The 15,838-nt window shown below is 39.5% G+C and carries 15 protein-coding genes and 2 tRNA genes; 4 read left to right on the top strand and 13 right to left on the bottom strand.

The features are described 5' to 3' along the window. Positions 1–232 precede the first annotated feature (232 nt). The 3 genes from LHV68_07855 to LHV68_07845 all read right to left on the bottom strand — a co-directional run bounded on the left by LHV68_07855 (position 233) and on the right by LHV68_07845 (position 2,405). Positions 233–448, bottom strand: coding sequence for a hypothetical protein (locus LHV68_07855; GenBank protein MCB4791785.1), 216 nt, complete (start codon positions 446–448; stop codon positions 233–235). A 456-nt stretch (positions 449–904) separates the two neighbouring features. After that, complete coding sequence (locus LHV68_07850) at positions 905–1,825, bottom strand: zf-HC2 domain-containing protein (GenBank protein ID MCB4791784.1); 921 nt, start codon at positions 1,823–1,825, stop codon at positions 905–907. After that, positions 1,815–2,405: an RNA polymerase sigma factor gene (locus LHV68_07845; GenBank protein MCB4791783.1), complete on the bottom strand. Its 591-nt coding sequence runs from the start codon at positions 2,403–2,405 to the stop codon at positions 1,815–1,817. Before LHV68_07845 ends, LHV68_07850 begins: the two co-directional genes overlap by 11 nt. Positions 2,406–2,758: 353 nt before the next feature. On the opposite strand from LHV68_07845, the gene LHV68_07840 reads away from it, so the two are divergent. From LHV68_07840 to LHV68_07825, 4 genes are all read left to right on the top strand, one after another. Next, positions 2,759–5,071: a TonB-dependent receptor gene (locus LHV68_07840; protein MCB4791782.1), complete on the top strand. Its 2,313-nt coding sequence runs from the start codon at positions 2,759–2,761 to the stop codon at positions 5,069–5,071. An 11-nt stretch (positions 5,072–5,082) separates the two neighbouring features. Continuing rightward, positions 5,083–5,679: an energy transducer TonB gene (locus tag LHV68_07835; protein MCB4791781.1), complete on the top strand. Its 597-nt coding sequence runs from the start codon at positions 5,083–5,085 to the stop codon at positions 5,677–5,679. Between the two features lie 185 nt (positions 5,680–5,864). Further along, the gene (locus tag LHV68_07830; GenBank protein ID MCB4791780.1) at positions 5,865–6,509 is read left to right on the top strand and encodes a MotA/TolQ/ExbB proton channel family protein; all 645 of its coding nucleotides are present in this window, start codon (positions 5,865–5,867) and stop codon (positions 6,507–6,509) included. Beyond that, a complete protein-coding gene (locus tag LHV68_07825) occupies positions 6,493–6,897 on the top strand; it encodes a biopolymer transporter ExbD (GenBank protein ID MCB4791779.1) in 405 nt (134 codons plus the stop codon). The genes LHV68_07830 and LHV68_07825 overlap by 17 nt, the downstream gene beginning before the upstream one ends. Before the next feature lie 572 nt (positions 6,898–7,469). On the opposite strand, the gene LHV68_07820 is transcribed toward LHV68_07825, so the two are convergent. From LHV68_07820 to LHV68_07775, 10 genes are all read right to left on the bottom strand, one after another. Continuing rightward, positions 7,470–7,670, bottom strand: coding sequence for a hypothetical protein (locus LHV68_07820; protein ID MCB4791778.1), 201 nt, complete (start codon positions 7,668–7,670; stop codon positions 7,470–7,472). Positions 7,671–7,819: 149 nt separating this feature from the next. After that, positions 7,820–7,893: transfer RNA gene (locus LHV68_07815), tRNA-Met, on the bottom strand. Positions 7,894–7,945: 52 nt separating this feature from the next. Beyond that, positions 7,946–8,662, bottom strand: a complete 717-nt coding sequence (locus LHV68_07810; GenBank protein MCB4791777.1) for a metallophosphoesterase — start codon at positions 8,660–8,662, stop codon at positions 7,946–7,948. Positions 8,663–8,680: 18 nt separating this feature from the next. Further along, positions 8,681–9,559, bottom strand: coding sequence for a hypothetical protein (locus LHV68_07805; GenBank protein MCB4791776.1), 879 nt, complete (start codon positions 9,557–9,559; stop codon positions 8,681–8,683). Between the two features lie 138 nt (positions 9,560–9,697). After that, positions 9,698–9,782 (bottom strand) — tRNA-Leu (locus tag LHV68_07800). A 171-nt stretch (positions 9,783–9,953) separates the two neighbouring features. Further along, positions 9,954–10,298, bottom strand: a complete 345-nt coding sequence (locus tag LHV68_07795; GenBank protein MCB4791775.1) for a CsgG/HfaB family protein — start codon at positions 10,296–10,298, stop codon at positions 9,954–9,956. Between the two features lie 64 nt (positions 10,299–10,362). Further along, the gene (istB, locus tag LHV68_07790; GenBank protein MCB4791774.1) at positions 10,363–11,151 is read right to left on the bottom strand and encodes an IS21-like element helper ATPase IstB; all 789 of its coding nucleotides are present in this window, start codon (positions 11,149–11,151) and stop codon (positions 10,363–10,365) included. Further along, complete coding sequence (gene istA, locus LHV68_07785) at positions 11,148–12,677, bottom strand: IS21 family transposase (protein ID MCB4791773.1); 1,530 nt, start codon at positions 12,675–12,677, stop codon at positions 11,148–11,150. Before istA ends, istB begins: the two co-directional genes overlap by 4 nt. A 174-nt stretch (positions 12,678–12,851) precedes the next feature. Continuing rightward, positions 12,852–14,207 carry a putative DNA binding domain-containing protein gene (locus tag LHV68_07780; protein ID MCB4791772.1) on the bottom strand — a complete coding sequence of 452 codons (1,356 nt, stop codon included), beginning with the start codon at positions 14,205–14,207 and terminating at the stop codon, positions 12,852–12,854. 462 nt (positions 14,208–14,669) lie between these two features. After that, a partial coding sequence (locus LHV68_07775; GenBank protein MCB4791771.1) for a tetratricopeptide repeat protein occupies positions 14,670–15,838 on the bottom strand: 1,169 nt, incomplete at its 5' end.

The raw sequence follows: 15,838 nt of genomic DNA, 5'->3' as shown, positions 1-15,838 counted from the left end.
AATGACAACATATTTTATTCTTATCAATGACAAAACCATGTTCCACCGCGTAGGTGGAACCAAAGGTAACTCCCCGCACTTGATGTTGTCATTTCGACGAACCAAGTGAGGAGAAATCTTTCGAAAGTTAAGATTCCTCGTTTCACTCGGAATGACAGGCAACATTGAATTTCCTATACTAAATTAGACAAATAACAGCTAATTTTCTTCCATAATTATATTATATTAAGGTTTATGGTTTTTCTAGAACTTCCCAATAGCCGCCTTTGTCCGGGCCGATATGTTTTAAAATGCCTTTTTTCTTTAACTTTTCTATATTATATTCAACTGTCTTCTTGGACAATTTACCTTTTCTCATTATTCCTTTCTTAGTGAAACTCCGCCAGCTGAAGCTGGCGGCTTCTTTTAATTCGCCAAAAGATTGCGAGTCGCCTTCGGCGACCGCCAATCCATCCCCCAGCAGGAGCTGGGGGGTTTAACGTGGCGGACTAATCCTTGATTCATTTTTAATTAAGTGGTAAATTACTATTTCGTTTTCAGAGAGCCTTTCTACCCCCTTTTCCACCAACCCTTTCTCCTTACTTTTCTCTTGTATTACATATGACAATTAACTATTGATTTTCTTCCATTAGCTATATGCCGTATCACCGCTTTCTGGTTAAATTCCGAATATTAAAACACATTGAAATATTAATCTCTTTATTGCTGTCATCTCAAATTCCGCCACGGCAGGATGAGAGATCTTTTAGATTTCTCCCTTTGGCCGAAATGACACCAGTATATTATTGAGTCGATATTTAAGCAGACAATTAATATATCTGTCTGATTATATCCTTTTGGGGCCGTTATGTACATTTATCAAGGCAATTTTACAATTCCATGTACATTTTTCAAGCTTACACATTTATTCCTGGCTTTTTGCTCCTATAATGCTTATAATTTTTTCTTTTAGCTCAAGAATTGAGGTATCTTCAAAATCCTTATTAAGCCTTAAGGCTTCTGCATAAATTTCGGCAAGGAGTTCTGTATCGTTGTTTTCTTCTTCAACCATTATTTTATCTGCCAGCGAAATAGCGGCACCGTGTTTTAATTCAAGCAAACTTCGGCTATTTTCAAAAACCAGTGTTCTTTTTTTAAGCTTATTAATAGCATTTAATCTCAAAGCCCTTCTGTATAAAATTTGTTCAATTTGCTTATTAATTACTATGCTGTTTAACTTAATTGCATTTAAATTTGAATTAATTTTTGATTTCAGCTCATTGTTAATTTCGCTTTTTGTACCGCGAAATACCGAGCTATCTTTTTGTGAATCATTCAGCAATTTTGCGGATGCGACAACTATTGTTTCAACTTTGTTTATATCATCTTTAAACCCGGCCGGTATTCCTGGCTCTTGTTTTGCGGCTTCTGATATTTTTGCCGTAGCTGCAATTTCTACAGATTTTATAACCTGTTCTCTAACATGGCTATATTTCTTATAATTTATACCAACTATAATAAAGCACACTGCAAAAACCGCAACCACTAATATATTTTTCACGGAAAACGCCTTTTCAATTATCGGTTTTTGCTTTTCCCGTATAGTTTCGTTTTTTGTTGATATACTAACCTCATCAACTGCACTGCATATTCTATCAATAAGGCCTTCAGGAACTTTGTTCGTTTTTAACTTCTTTAACGAACCTATCAAACCTTTGTACTGTTCCAACGATGCCGCACATTGGGGGCATTCGGCACAATGCTTTTCAATTTCCGTTTTTTGGTTGTTATCGAGCCTGCCTTCGATATAGTCAACAATAACCTGCTTTATTTTTTCACAGGGCATATCTTTCTCCAAATATTTCTTTTAAATTTTCTCTTAGTTCATCAAGCGCCCGTGCCAAGCGTGAACCTACTGTACCTATCGGACAATCGCAAATTTCAGCGATTTCCTCATACGATTTATCTTCTATATATCTAAGAACGATAATTGCTCGTTTCTCAGGGTTTAACTTCGACAATTGTTTTTCCAAGATATCCTTCATATTCTTGTTATGAACGATATTCTCAACATCTGTATTTAAATCCCCGAGGTTTCGTTGTGTCATATTTTCAGAAGCATCGGTTTTTGTATCTATCGAATAGAACTTAACCTTTTTTCTCCTGTTACATAGATTAATTCCCTTATTTACAGCTATCGAATAGAGCCAGGTTGAAATTAATGATCGATTTTTAAAATCTTTTATAGATTTTAGAGCGCTTAAAAATACTTCCTGAGCAAGGTCGCTGGCATCATGCTCATTGCCCATCAGCCGGTAGCATACGCTATACACCATTGCAGCGTGTTTTCTTACTATTTCCTTAAACATCTCTGTATTGCCGGCTAAGACTGACTGGACTATTTCTTCATCTGTTAACTCTGCCACTTTCTACCTCTTTAGACAAATAACTTTATATTTTATTCCATATTGAATCTATTTTATTTAACACTGCTAAGATAGCGCTTTTACAGGATTATTTTATAATTATATAAATTATAATAATACATAGCAATTTAATTTAACAACTCATTATTATTTAATTGGGTGCATCTCCGCATTTGTAAGCACTCCCTCGGTTGTCATCCCGAACGAAGGTGAAGGATCTTAAAGATTTCTCCCTTCGGTCGAAATGACAGGGACGGAAAAGAATAAGCGGGTTTGCAATTGCGAGGATGGACCTTATTTAATTCAATTATTTGATTTCCTATTTTATCTTTATTATAATCTTTAATCACTATATGAAAAACAGAATAATAATACTTTTTTTATCGCTATTTTTAAATGCTGCAGGGTTTTGCACGGAGTCCTATAGAATTTCCGGCAAGGTTTTGGATTCTATAACAAAAGAACCGCTTGAAGGGGCAGCCGTGTACGTAAAAGAAGACAAAAGATACGTGCAGACGGATGGAACTGGAGGTTTTTCATTTGAGACCCAAAGAAGAAAAGTAACGATATCCGCCAGGCTGCCCGGCTATAAAGAGGCGGGCGATTCTTTCGGTGTCCCTTATGAAAACATAGTGCTTGAACTTGAACTTTCTTCAAGTTTTACTATGGGCGAAGTACATGTTAAAGAAAAGCGCCGGGTTGAAGGGACAAAACAAAAAATACAGATCGAGCAGGTCAACAAGGCCACTACCCATCTTTTCTCCGACAGCATAAAGATCATCCAGACTCTTCCCGGAGTAATAACAGGCAATGACTTCTCGTCCCTTATGTATGTGCGCGGAGGTGAGTTTTACGAAACCGCCTGCTTCCTTGACAACATCTACATTCTTCAGCCATATATGTGGGGCGGCAACCAGAGCATATTTAACCCGGCTTTTGTAGACAGGATAGATTTCTATTCCGGAGGGTTTCCCGCAAAATACCCGCAGGCGCTCTCGGGTGTGCTTGATGTAAAAAATATCGAAGGCGATTACGAAAAGAAAAAAGGTTATGTCGACCTCAACGTTACAACCCTTGAATTATTTGCGCAGGGCCCTATGCAGAAGGATAAATCATCATTCGTCTATGGATTTAGAAGGACTTACTACGACTTGCTTATGAACCTGGCCTATGGAGACAAGTACAAAGGAATTGAGTTCCCATATTTTTACGACAGCCAGGCAAAGTTCACATGGAAGCTTAACGGCGAAGACAAGATCTCGTTAAACCTCATCGGTTCCTATGAAGGCATGAACTTTAATTCTGCAGCGACCAGGGACCCGGATATAGATGAAAAAACTTTCAAGTTTTCTTACAAGAACTCCAGGATTCTCCCTGCCCTTAACTACGACAAGGTTTTTAACGACGAGCTGTCGATGAACTCCACCCTATCTTTAAGGTATGAAGACGGGACCTACGAGTTCTCAAACGAGGATGCGAATTCTACTTCAAGGACAAGAGAGTACGACAGCTACATTAAAAACAGGTTCACTTATATCAAGGGCAGGCACACAATTGAACAAGGGGTGTACCTTTTCAGGACTACCATAGACGCCGACGTCATACATAAGTACAGAGTGCTTATGCCGGACAATACTTATTTTAATAATGAGAAAACTTATGACTATGACCTTCTATCCGTCACAGCCGGCGGCACCTACGTTCAAGACGACATTGAACTGGCTAAAGAAAAACTTTTTTTTAATATCGGCGGGGTGTATGAATACCTTGACACGACACACGACAATACTTTCTGCCCGAGAAGCGGTGTAAAGTACATGTTGAGCGAAAAAATAGCCCTCAAGTTCAATACAGGGCTTTATACCCAGTTTCCTGCTAACGCGGCTAACGGCCCGCCGCCGATCTTTCAGAACCGCAGTATAAAGTCGGAGAAAGCGATACACTACGTGCTCGGTTATGAACATGAACTGCCTGCGGATTTTTTCCTGAGACTGGAGACTTATATTAAAGATTATTATGACAGGGTGGTAAACGACCCTGACCCCGGCCTTGATTTCACGAACAACGGCAAGAGAAAAGCTCAAGGGATTGATTTATTCTTTCAGAAAAAAACAGGCGAAAGATGGGACGGATGGTTCGCTTATTCTTATCTCTATGCAAGAGACTTTATAGAAGAGCGAAGCGACCCGGCGCTTTTTGCCGGCAAGAGTACACTCGATTACCTGTCCCCTGTAGGCCAGTGGTTCCCTTTTGAAAAGGAAAGGACACATAATATTTCAGTCGTTTTTAACTATGATTTCAACAAAAAATATAAGCTTGCTGCTACGTACAGGTTTTCCACAGGGACACCTTATACAGATATACTCGGAGTTATAGCCGGAGTAGATCCTGCTACCGGCATAACAACCTATGTGCCTGTTCACGGCAAATACCTGGATGACAGAATACCTGATTACAACAGGCTTGATATCAAGCTGACCATGCCTTACAGGAACTGGTTCGGGTTCGGCAGGGAAGTTAAAAACGTTGAATTCTACGTACAGATAATCAATGTATTTAACACAGTAAACGTTAATAACTATTATTACAGCGCCGACTACAAAAAAAGATATACAGGCCAGATGCTTCCTTTTTTGCCTATAGTAGGATTTAAATACAACTTTTAAAAACGTATTATATGCCGATAAAATTATTTCACTATAACCCGGACCCGATAACTAACGCTGTCTTTATATCTGTTTTTGTCCATTTCTGTGTTATCGCGGGACCTTCTATTTTTATAGATAAAAACAAAGGTTTTAAAGATTATACCCTTGTGGACATTGTTGACAGCACAAAGAAACCCAGGACGGCAAAAAGAATTAAAAATATATCTATGACAAATACTGTAAAGAATGAACCCGCACAGCCTGCACAGGCTGTACAGGAAATCGGCGATGATGAAGATTCAGGGGAAGGAACCGAAGAAACCGATTATTCCGGTTATCTTCCGTTTTTTAAAGTACTCAGGCTTCCTGAGTTCAAGGTCCAGATAAAACCCGTTTATCCGGCAAAGGCAAAACTTGCAAATGTTGAAGCTATGGTCATAGTCGAGGTTTATATAGATGCACAGGGCAGGCCAAGAAAAGCCCTTATTATAAAGAGCGGAGGGGATGATTTTGACAAGGCCACCATTGAAGCCGTCTCTAACTCTCAGTTCACTCCTGCCATATCAAAAGAAGGGCAGGCAGTGCCTGTACGGGTAAGGATCCCTTTTAAGTTTGAACTTGAATAGTTAATGAGCTTACGCTGGCCGCCGCATAATAACGTCTGGGAGAATTCCATCCCGCCACGGCGGGATGTCGCTTTATTCAGAGTCACATTGTTACGTGACTTTTTCTCTAGAGGAGCTCCATCTTGACATAAAATATAATCAATGGTATTATAATATAAAATTCCAATAAAGGAGAACCAAATACTATGTTTCAAGGCAAATCTCTTTGGCAAATATTCAGCATGGGCGGATTTACGATGTATATCCTGTTATTCTGTTCTGTCCTTTCCCTGGCTGTAATATTTGAAAGGCTCTACAGCTATTTTAAAAAATCTTTTCTTAACAAAATAGAATTCATGAACATAATAAGGGCAGAGCTTGAAAAAAAAGACATCGCAAAAGCCATAAAGTTATGTGAACTGAACTATTCCCCGATATCTGCGGTCGTACTTGCCGGTTTAAAAATGCACGGGCATGATGAAAAAGCGATAATTAGCGCTATGGAAAGAGAAATAATGGTAGAAACCGTCAAGCTCGAAAAATATACCAGCATAGTAGGAACTATAGGAAATATCGCGGTTTATATCGGATTATTTGGAACTGTGCTTGGAATAATAAGGTCGTTTCACGACATATCTACGTTAGGCTCGGGGCATATATCCATAGTGATAGGAGGCGTAGCAGAAGCCCTGACCTGCACTGCAACAGGGCTTTTAGTAGCAATACCCGCTGTTGTGGCTTATAACTATTTCGTAAAAAGAGTTGATAATTTTATTACGGACATGGAGTACTGTGCTTCTCAGACAGCAGATTTATTGATATCAAGGAAATATAATGAAACAAGCGATTAAACGCGGAAGGATAGCTTCGGAAATCAACATCACGCCTTTTACTGATGTGGTACTGGTTCTATTGATTATATTCATGATAACCACACCTCTCCTCGTCCACCCCAGCATAAAAGTAAAGCTCCCCAATGCTACAAATGCAGACATGGAGGAAGACAAAAGTATTATAATTATGATAGATCAGAGAGAAAATGTTTTTGTAAACGACAAAAAAATAGGGGTAAAGGAATTACAAAGCCGCTTAACGGCCCTTATTTCCAATGAACCTAAAAGCGCGGTAGTCGTTAAAGCCGACAAAGACGTAAAATATGATATAGTAATAAAAGTTATCGATGCGGCTAAACAATCAGGCGCAAAAAAATTCGCGCTCGGCGTGGAATTAAAAAAATGACCTGTATTACAAAAACCGTGCACTTATAACTACATTTTTATAAAACTATTGGAGCCCTTCTGGCAGGAGCCGGAGGCTCCTTTAATAACGCTACCTACTGCGACATCATCTGCATTGTCTACTCCGCCGTAGTAGCCTTTATGGCTACGAAGGCCGGGCGTCCCCCGACAGGAGTTGGGGGATTTCATGTCGCATGAATTAATTGAATATTCAATAAGTAATTTCATTTTTCAGTAAGCCCTAACTTATTAGAAAATAGCCAGCACCAGTAAAGATGCTATCTCTGTTTCAATGTGGTTGCGGGGGTAGGATTTGAACCTACAGCCTTCAGGTTACGAGCTGATTTTCGTCGATATTTACGTTTTCCTTCGACGAAAATAATGGAACCACTAAATCCATTGCTCTTAGACGGAAACAGGGTTTGTTTTTACTGACTTTTGCCTGTTTTCCTTTGCTTTAACTTGGCTGTCTTTGGACACCGATTCTGGCCCACTTTTGGCACACTTGCCACAGTACGATGTTACAGTAGTGTCATAGTAGCATGCCCCATAGCGATGTCCCTTATTATTTGGTTAAGTTACAAAATGCAAAAAGTTCTCTTTTATAATAGATTCGTACTTTGCATCTTTGTAAGTTGATTGCCAATCCGCAGTCGGTTTTGACTTTGCCTTTGACCACTTGATTTCGTAACCGTACAATTTGCCTTCCCGTTCTTCAACAAGATATATCTGATGGCATACGAGATTTTTCAACTCATCTTCTATTATAGGCAAACTGTCTAAATAGCACTGCCAATTCTTAACTTCTCTCCAACCAGAGTGGAAATGTTCAGTTAACTTGCAAATCCATAAATTCTGCAAACTCGAAAAAACATCTAAAAAAGAAAAAGACCTCATTGAAAAATGAAGTCTTTTCTTAAAACTTGCGGGGGCAGGATTTGAACCTGCGGCCTTCAGGTTATGAGCCTGACGAGCTACCAGACTGCTCCACCCCGCGATCTTCTAAATATAGTTTCAGACCAAGTTGAAGCGTTATTATACTCTTTAATTTATAGGGTGTCAAGGATGCCTGGTCTATAGGATATTTTGATCTCTTGTGGCTTTATATTAATGTATTTGTAACAATAGGCATTAACTACGGTTGTTTTGTCAATAAAGGTAACCTGATTTTTATGCACGTCATCCAAATGAACATGCCCGTGTATCCACAAGAGCGGCGACACATTTTTTATAAAATCCCCGAAACATTTAAAACCGGTGTGTGTGGTATCATGTGTGTCGTGTACGCGGTATACTGGTGCATGGGAAATCACTATCAAGTCTTTTTTTGCCCTGCCTGCAAGCTTGTCTTTTATTTGATTCCATTTAAGTTTTCTTTTTACTTTTGCGACTATTTTTGCCATCTCATTTTCTTTATACTCATTGCTGTTGCCTCCATACCACAGACAACCTCCGAAACCTACCAGGTAATAGTTTTTATAATGCTCTATTTTCCCGTGCAAGTCATATTTTCCCGCGATAGAATAGTTGGGTTCATCATTCCATATATCGTCTTTTTCATCATATATTTTCCCAAATTCAATATCATGGTTACCGCACACGAAAAAAAGATCCTTGTTAAGCCCGTCAACCAAAAACTCTATATATTGTTTGTCCAGGTCGCCGCAGGATATTATAACATTCAGGTTCTTAAGTTCGGAAGGCGATTCCTCTGCGATACGTTCTAGTCCTTTGCTCGGAATATCTGATATTGCCAGTATCTTCAAGGGCTTCCTCCGAAGATTTTATTGGCCAGGCTGTATTTTCTTTATCTCTTTTTTTATAATCCCCACTATATCTTTCATCATTTGAGGTATCAAGTCAAGGAATTTTGCTTTTTTGAATTTACTGACGAAATCGTCCATTGTAAAATCAAACCCCACATCATAACCGACTTTTTGACTTAAGTAGTACTTATGCTGTTGTATCCACACATAAAGGTCGGTATAGGTCCTAGACTTAAAATCTTCAAGCACACCTTCGTCAAGTATAATCTGGACCGCAGGCAAAAATCTTTTTTCGTACCAGATGAAGCTTGCATGGATGATGTCTTTTCTTGCAAATTCCTTATTGTTATAGTTTTGCTTGAAATCGTATATCTCTTCATATATCTTGCCATAAGACGTCAACTCAGTTACTTTTAAAGGGTATTTTAAGATTACATTCTTTAAATGAGTCCTTTTTTGAAAAACATCTTCTTCAAGAAGGATCAAAAAATCCCTTGCCTGGCCAGTATTATACGTGTATTTTTTCTCCGGCGAAAGCTCAAAATCAAACCGGACTTCTATTACTTCTGCATCGATGTCAATGGCATGGATCTCATTCTTGGCTATGGTAACCCTGTGATGCCCGTCTATAACAAAATAATTATCGAGTATCTTGTAAACCTTAATAGGCGGAAGTATCTTGCCTGCAAGCATGGCCATCTTTACGCTTTCATACTTGGGGCTCGTGTGCCCGCTTTGAGGTATAAACCCTTCCGTAAAATCCTGATACCTGCCAAGGCTTCCTAGTATATTTTCTATAGGGATTGGCCGGACATTAAGATTTACCAGGTTTACGTGCTCAAGGTTTTTTTCTATGGAACTAAAATCAACCAGAGTATCCTTATTTTCAGATACCATTATCCTCTCCAATAATAACATTTTATTTATTTATTCTTCCTTTCATAGCCTGTCAAGACCATGTTCCACTTCCGAGGTGGAACATGGTTCGGATCGTCTTCAAGCCCCTTTATTCCAAATTTATTTACAAATACAACATGCCGGGGGCGGGACTTGAACCCGCATGAGCCCTGAGGCTCGACGGATTTTAAGTCCGTTGCGTCTGCCATTCCGCCACCCCGGCATCTACATAAATCCGTCTTATTATACAACAAGTTTTCATTTATTGTCAATTTCGGGAAGGTGAGCTGGAAACCAAAAGTGTCCAAAAAGTGTCCACATTGTTACAGCGTAACCCAATAGTCATGGACTGTCTCAGCAGAATTAGAAGGGGTGTCTTAAAGGTGGCAGAAAACTATTTTATTTTTTCTACGATTTGATTGCAGGCTTGTTTTAACTCATCTGGGGTCATTGCTTTCTGATCTATGGATTGCAATATCTCTCCGGTTTCAACATCTATTAGTGAAACTGTAATATAGAAAGTATCCATAAGCTTTGATAAGGAACCTAATAGCACAACTTTTACGTTAAGTATTTTACCCATCTTAACCGCACATTCCTGGCTAGTACATCCCGAGACCTGGAATTTTTGCTCAGCAAGGATCATTTCCATATTTGCCCTTTCAAGTATATTGAATCTTCTGCTTGAAACGAGCTCGGTCCTTAAAAAATCTGATACTATAGATGTGTAAAGTTGCAACCAAAATTGACCCTCTAGTTGCAACGAAAATTGACCCACCTACAGCACTTCTTTTACCAAATATTCAGGCTTTTTGTAAAGACTTACTAACAGCCTTCTCCTTTCCGGAAGATTCCTGCTGCCGTGTCTTCAACCTATAGCTTTCCATACCCGTTTCAATGATTTCACAGTGATGCGTAAGCCTGTCCAAAAGGGCTATGGTCATCTTCTGGTTATGAAACATGCTGTCCCATTCCTTAAACTCAAGGTTCGTTGTAATAATCACCGGAAGATTTTCATACCAGGAACTCATCAGGTGAAACAACAACTGCGCCCCCTGATCTGTAAAAGGTAAATACCCGAGCTCATCAAGAATGATAAGTGAAAAACATTTCATCCTACGCTGTAACGATCCGGTTTTATTCTGCTCCTTCTCCCGTTCCAATTCGTTTACCAAGTCTACAAGATTCCAGAACCGGATCTTGTATCCCTGCCGGATAAGGTTCACCCCGATGCTTATGGCAAGATGGGTTTTGCCTGTTCCGCTTCCACCCATAAACACCACGTTCTTATGTTCCTTGATAAAATCCCCGTCATAAATCCGGCGCACCGCGGATTCGTCAATTACGGACTCCTCAAACTTAAAGACATCCAAATCCTTAACCTGCGGCAGCTTCGCCTTCTTTATCCTGTTGTTTAATGCCGATACTTTTCTGGCCGCAACTTCCTGGTCAAGCAATTCTCCAAGGAATTCCTCCGGCCCTTTTCTGCCTTTAAGATTCCTGTCGAGCACTTCATCATACATACGCCTTATAGCGCCAAGCTTTAGCCCTTTAAGGTGCCCCATCGTTCTATCACGTCTGCTTTCACTCATAACACTACCACCTCCTTTTTACCGTACAAAACCTCATCATATCTGCTTAAAGGCGGTTGTTTTGCCTTATACCTGGCTAACTCTTCACGGATATCCATTGCCCTTGGCTCGTAGCCAGGATTGCGCATACGCCTTAATATCGTAAGCACATAGCTGTCACCTAAAGCGTTAGCAGCTATTGCCTGACGTATCGATTCAGCAACTTCCATTATCGGCCATTCTTTCACTAACAAAAGCGTCTTAACAAAATATCTGTCACCATCTTCAAACTTCTCCTTTAACATCCTACGGTACTGCTGGAATACTTCCGGCAGCTGCCATTCTTTGAACGGCAATCCATCCGCAAACGCCCTCGGTTTCCTAGACAAGGCTTCCAGGTAATGGTAGGGATTAAGCGACTGCTGCTTAAAGCTATATAGCCTCTTATGCCTTGCTATCTCAACACCTTTTAAACTTACTACTACTTCATCCGCATACCCTTTCACCTGAACTGTCTTTCCAACATACTCCCCGGGGACGGAATACTGATTCGTCTCAAAATGTATTGTGCTGTAACTGGTCACCGCAGCGTGTGTAACACGGCAGCACTCGTACCCATGTGCAGGAAGTGGGATCAATGAACCCTTTTCTTCTTCATATACCTCATACCGTGTTTTATCCGGAATGTTAGGGTGCATCTTTGTCCGCGCCACTGATATAAGAAAACTCAATAATCGGTCGTTTAGTTCGTCAAGCGTTGTAAACTTCGGGATCGGTACAAAAAAGTTCTCCCGGATAAATCCTATAAAGTTTTCTATGCGGCCTTTCTCATTGCCACGGGCTGGATTGCAGAAATCTGCCTCGTATAAATACAACGAACTAAATTCAATAAAACGTTCCTGCAGGTTCCTGTGATTGCCCTTCAATATCTTCTTTACCGCTGTCTTTAGATTGTCGTATATAACCCTTCTTGGCACACCTCCAAAATGCTCAAATGCCCTGCGGTGAATATCAAACAACAGTTCTTGTTTCTGGCTTGGATATCCCCGTGCAAAGCTTTTGCGGCTCTTGCACAATTGCATCGCCCCTACATTTAAAATAGTTAACTGGCCGCCTATAACGGCCTTTACTTCACCCCAGTCAAACTGCGCGGCTGCTCCATTGTCAAATTCCAAGGGTATAAAGACTTCCGCTGGATCTTTGCCCAGCCTTTCCTTTACTTCCTGAAAACACCTCAAGACAGACGCATAGCTCCCAGCGTAACCGTACTTATCGTTACGCAGCTCGTTATACATACGTTTGGCTGTCCTGCGGTATTTCTTACCCTCAAGACTGTCTTGCTTTATCCAGCTTTCTATTTGATCTTTGATTGGTTCTTGTGCGGGTTGGTCGGCTTCTTCCCTGTGGTAGGTGAACTTCGCTTCTTTGCCCCTTAATATCTTTCTTACTGTATTACGGGATATTCCTGCCTTGCGGCAAATATCGCGTATCGGCAGACCTTCCTGCCTCATCATCCTCACTTCTTTTATCTGTCTTACGCTCATCATTACCTCCCTCCTGGTTGGATTTCTTAAAACTTATCCACACAGGATACTTCTTAACTTCGGGAGGGTCAAAATTCACTGCAACTACTGGGTCAAAATTGCCTGCAACTTTACACCATCAATACCAAGATAGAGATAGTCCACTCTGTCTTGGTACTCATAATCTCCTCATTTCGATTATTGCAATACTTCCCAATGTCCGCCCTTATCGGGACCTACCCGCTTTAATAGACCATCTGTTTGTAATTTCTTTAGCCGTTTTTTTACTCCACCGTCACTCATTCCTGTCAGTTGAGCAAGTTCTACTCTTGTAACAGAGTTATTCTTGCGTATTATATCTAATATTTTCTGGGTACTTTTCTGGGTACTTTTCTGGGTACTTTTCTGGGTACTCATACCAACCTCTTTCTGCGCTGAAGAAATGTCAGGGCGATAAAAGGTTACCATAAAACCACTTTTAATTTTAGAAAATACTACTTTTACTCCTGCAGCTTTGCACTCCTGGCTAATGCGCTTAAGACCGGAACCCCATTTTTCAATGTCTTCTGACAGGTAAAGAGTTTCTGCAACTAGTGGATTGCGCGGGATACTTGCTTCAGTTCCTTTGATAAAATCTTCGGGAGTATATTCATAAGGGAACTGTCCAGGATTATATATCTCTATTCTATTTCGGTAAATGGCTATTTCATTGCTTTTGGGATTTGTAAAATCCCGGTGGCATAACGAATTAATTATTGCTTCTTTTATTGCGCGTATTGGAATTTCAGGTATTTCAACCCTGCGGCTGCCGGAAAGATCCGCACGCCAATTGATATGTTCACTCACATACGCTTCACACTTTGCAATAAGTTCAAAAAGATTTCCGCTGTATTTTTGGATGTCCAGGAATGTTAACTTGTCATTAGTGGCAAAAACCGCTGCTTGAACTTCAATACCGCTTTCTTTACAGAAAAGGGCACATCCTGCGTTTAGTAGTTTACCATCTTTTACAATATGCAGCTTATTAAGAACATTTTTTGCAGAGTCAAACAAAAAGCTTATGCGGCCTGCTTCGTTGCCTCTTTTTATAACGGAACGCAGCGTTGCGATATCAGCCTTAGTAATCGGGATTTCGGAAAGACCCGCCCCCCATGAGTAAACATAGTTTTTCTTTTTTTCAATCAACCGCTCTATTTCTTTAGTAGAAAGCTTTTTGTCTTCATCCCCGGAGCGGATATAAAACCGGCCATACGCAGAATACAAACCCTCATGGCCGCTGAATTCTACAACAATACAATCTTTATCTTCGATTTTTTGAATCTTAACATCAGGAAATATCTTAGGTTCAATATGGTCAGAAATTGATTTAGTAATATCTTTTATTGTAGATTTGCCTATTTGCTGTCCTACTACGGTGCCGTTGTCTTCGATACCAAAATAAAGAGTGCCCTTACCATGTTTATTAAGAATTGCAGCAATGGAAATAATTGCCTCTTTCAGAGTTCCCGTTGATTTTTTAAGTTCAATAGTTTCAGATTCTTTGATTTTTGTCATATCTTAATGATAATTTTATATTTTTTAAACGTTTTTTGCAATTTATACCAAGTTTATATAATCCCGTGTCATGCCAGCCACATGATCATAAATACCTTTCATTATTAATAACTATAAGGCAATAGTAATATTTTTATTTAAAGTAGGTTTGAAGTGTCTTGAAACAGCTGGATGCAGGAAAATAAATGCTTAGTTTAAAGTGTCCAAAAAGTGTCCACTTTGGGTTCAAATTCGTTAAAATAGGTTAAAATTGATTAAACTAAGATTTGTATGTATTTTCAGAGGTTTTATGATTTTATATCGGTGAGCAATTATGTTGTTTTTCGGATTTTAAGTCCGTTGCGTCTGCCATTCCGCCACCCCGGCATCTATTAAATTCGTCTTATTATACAACAAGTTTTCAGATTGTGTCAATTTTACACAGATTTAATCAAATATTTAAGCATAGTTAATTTTTTCTGTTTATTGCTGAGCAGGTTTATTGAAAAGCTCCAACTGCATGTTAGAGTTTTTATCGTCACCTAGTCCTTTGTAACAAACAGACAAATAATAATGTACCTCATGATAATCAGGTTTTAATTCCAGAGTTTTATTGAAATAAGTGATAGCTTCATTATACTTTTTTAAATCCATAAAGGCATAGGCCATAGCGAAATATGAACGGATATCATCCGGGTATTGTTTAAGGATTGTCTCGTATAAACTGATTGCTTCATTTAATTTACCGGCTTTATGCTCGCTCAAAGCTTTATTAAAAAGACTATTATAATATAAAGTTTTCTGTTGTTCCGCAAGTTCATTTTTGCCGAGCTTTTCATAGCATTCGGCAAGATACAGATGGGCATCAAAATTAACCGGCGGATTATTTGCTATTGCAGATTCAAAATATGTTACTGCTTCATCGTATCTTTTTAAAAACATAAAAGCTCGAGCAAGGTTATATACCGCTAGTGCATTTGCCGAGTTTTTCACAAGGTATGTTTTATAATAATCCAGCGCTTCCGTATATTTGCCCAGATCGATAGAAATATCACCTAAAATTGTGTAGACGTCTCCATTACTCGGATTTAACTCCAGTACTTTTTTGCACATCTCTTCCGCTTCTTTTGCTTTTCCCTGTGCCCGGTAAGCATCACCTAAGCCAACGTAGGCGTAGTCATTCTTCGGGTTTAACTGTATCACTTTTTCCCACATCTCTTTGGCTTCTTTCGTCTTGCCTTGAGCCCGGTAAATATTTCCTAAAAAATTATATGCGCCTTCATTCTCCGGGTTTATCTCCAGCACCTTTTTGTACATCTCTTCGGCTTCTTTATACTTGTTCTGAACACGGTAAATTTCACCTAAGCTATTGTACGCGACTTCATTCTTTGAGTTTATTTCCGATACATTTTTGTACATCTCTTCGGCTTCTTTCATCTTGCCCTGAGACCGGTAAATATTACCCAAAATATTGTATGCCCATTCATTCTTTGGATTTATTACCGATACATTTTTGTACATCTCTTCGGCTTCTTTTATCTTGCTCTGAGCCCAGTAAATATCACCCAAATTTTTATATACGTCTTCATTCTTAGGGTTTATCTCTAATGCCTTCTTATACATCTCTTCAGTTTCTATTGCCTTGCCTTGAG

Origin of the sequence: Candidatus Liberimonas magnetica (genome assembly GCA_020523885.1) — a bacterium.
Lineage (GTDB): Bacteria > Elusimicrobiota > Endomicrobiia > Endomicrobiales > JAFGIL01 > Liberimonas > Liberimonas magnetica.
The sequence above is the reverse complement of the archived record's forward strand: the minus strand, read 5'-3'. Positions and strand labels throughout refer to the sequence as shown.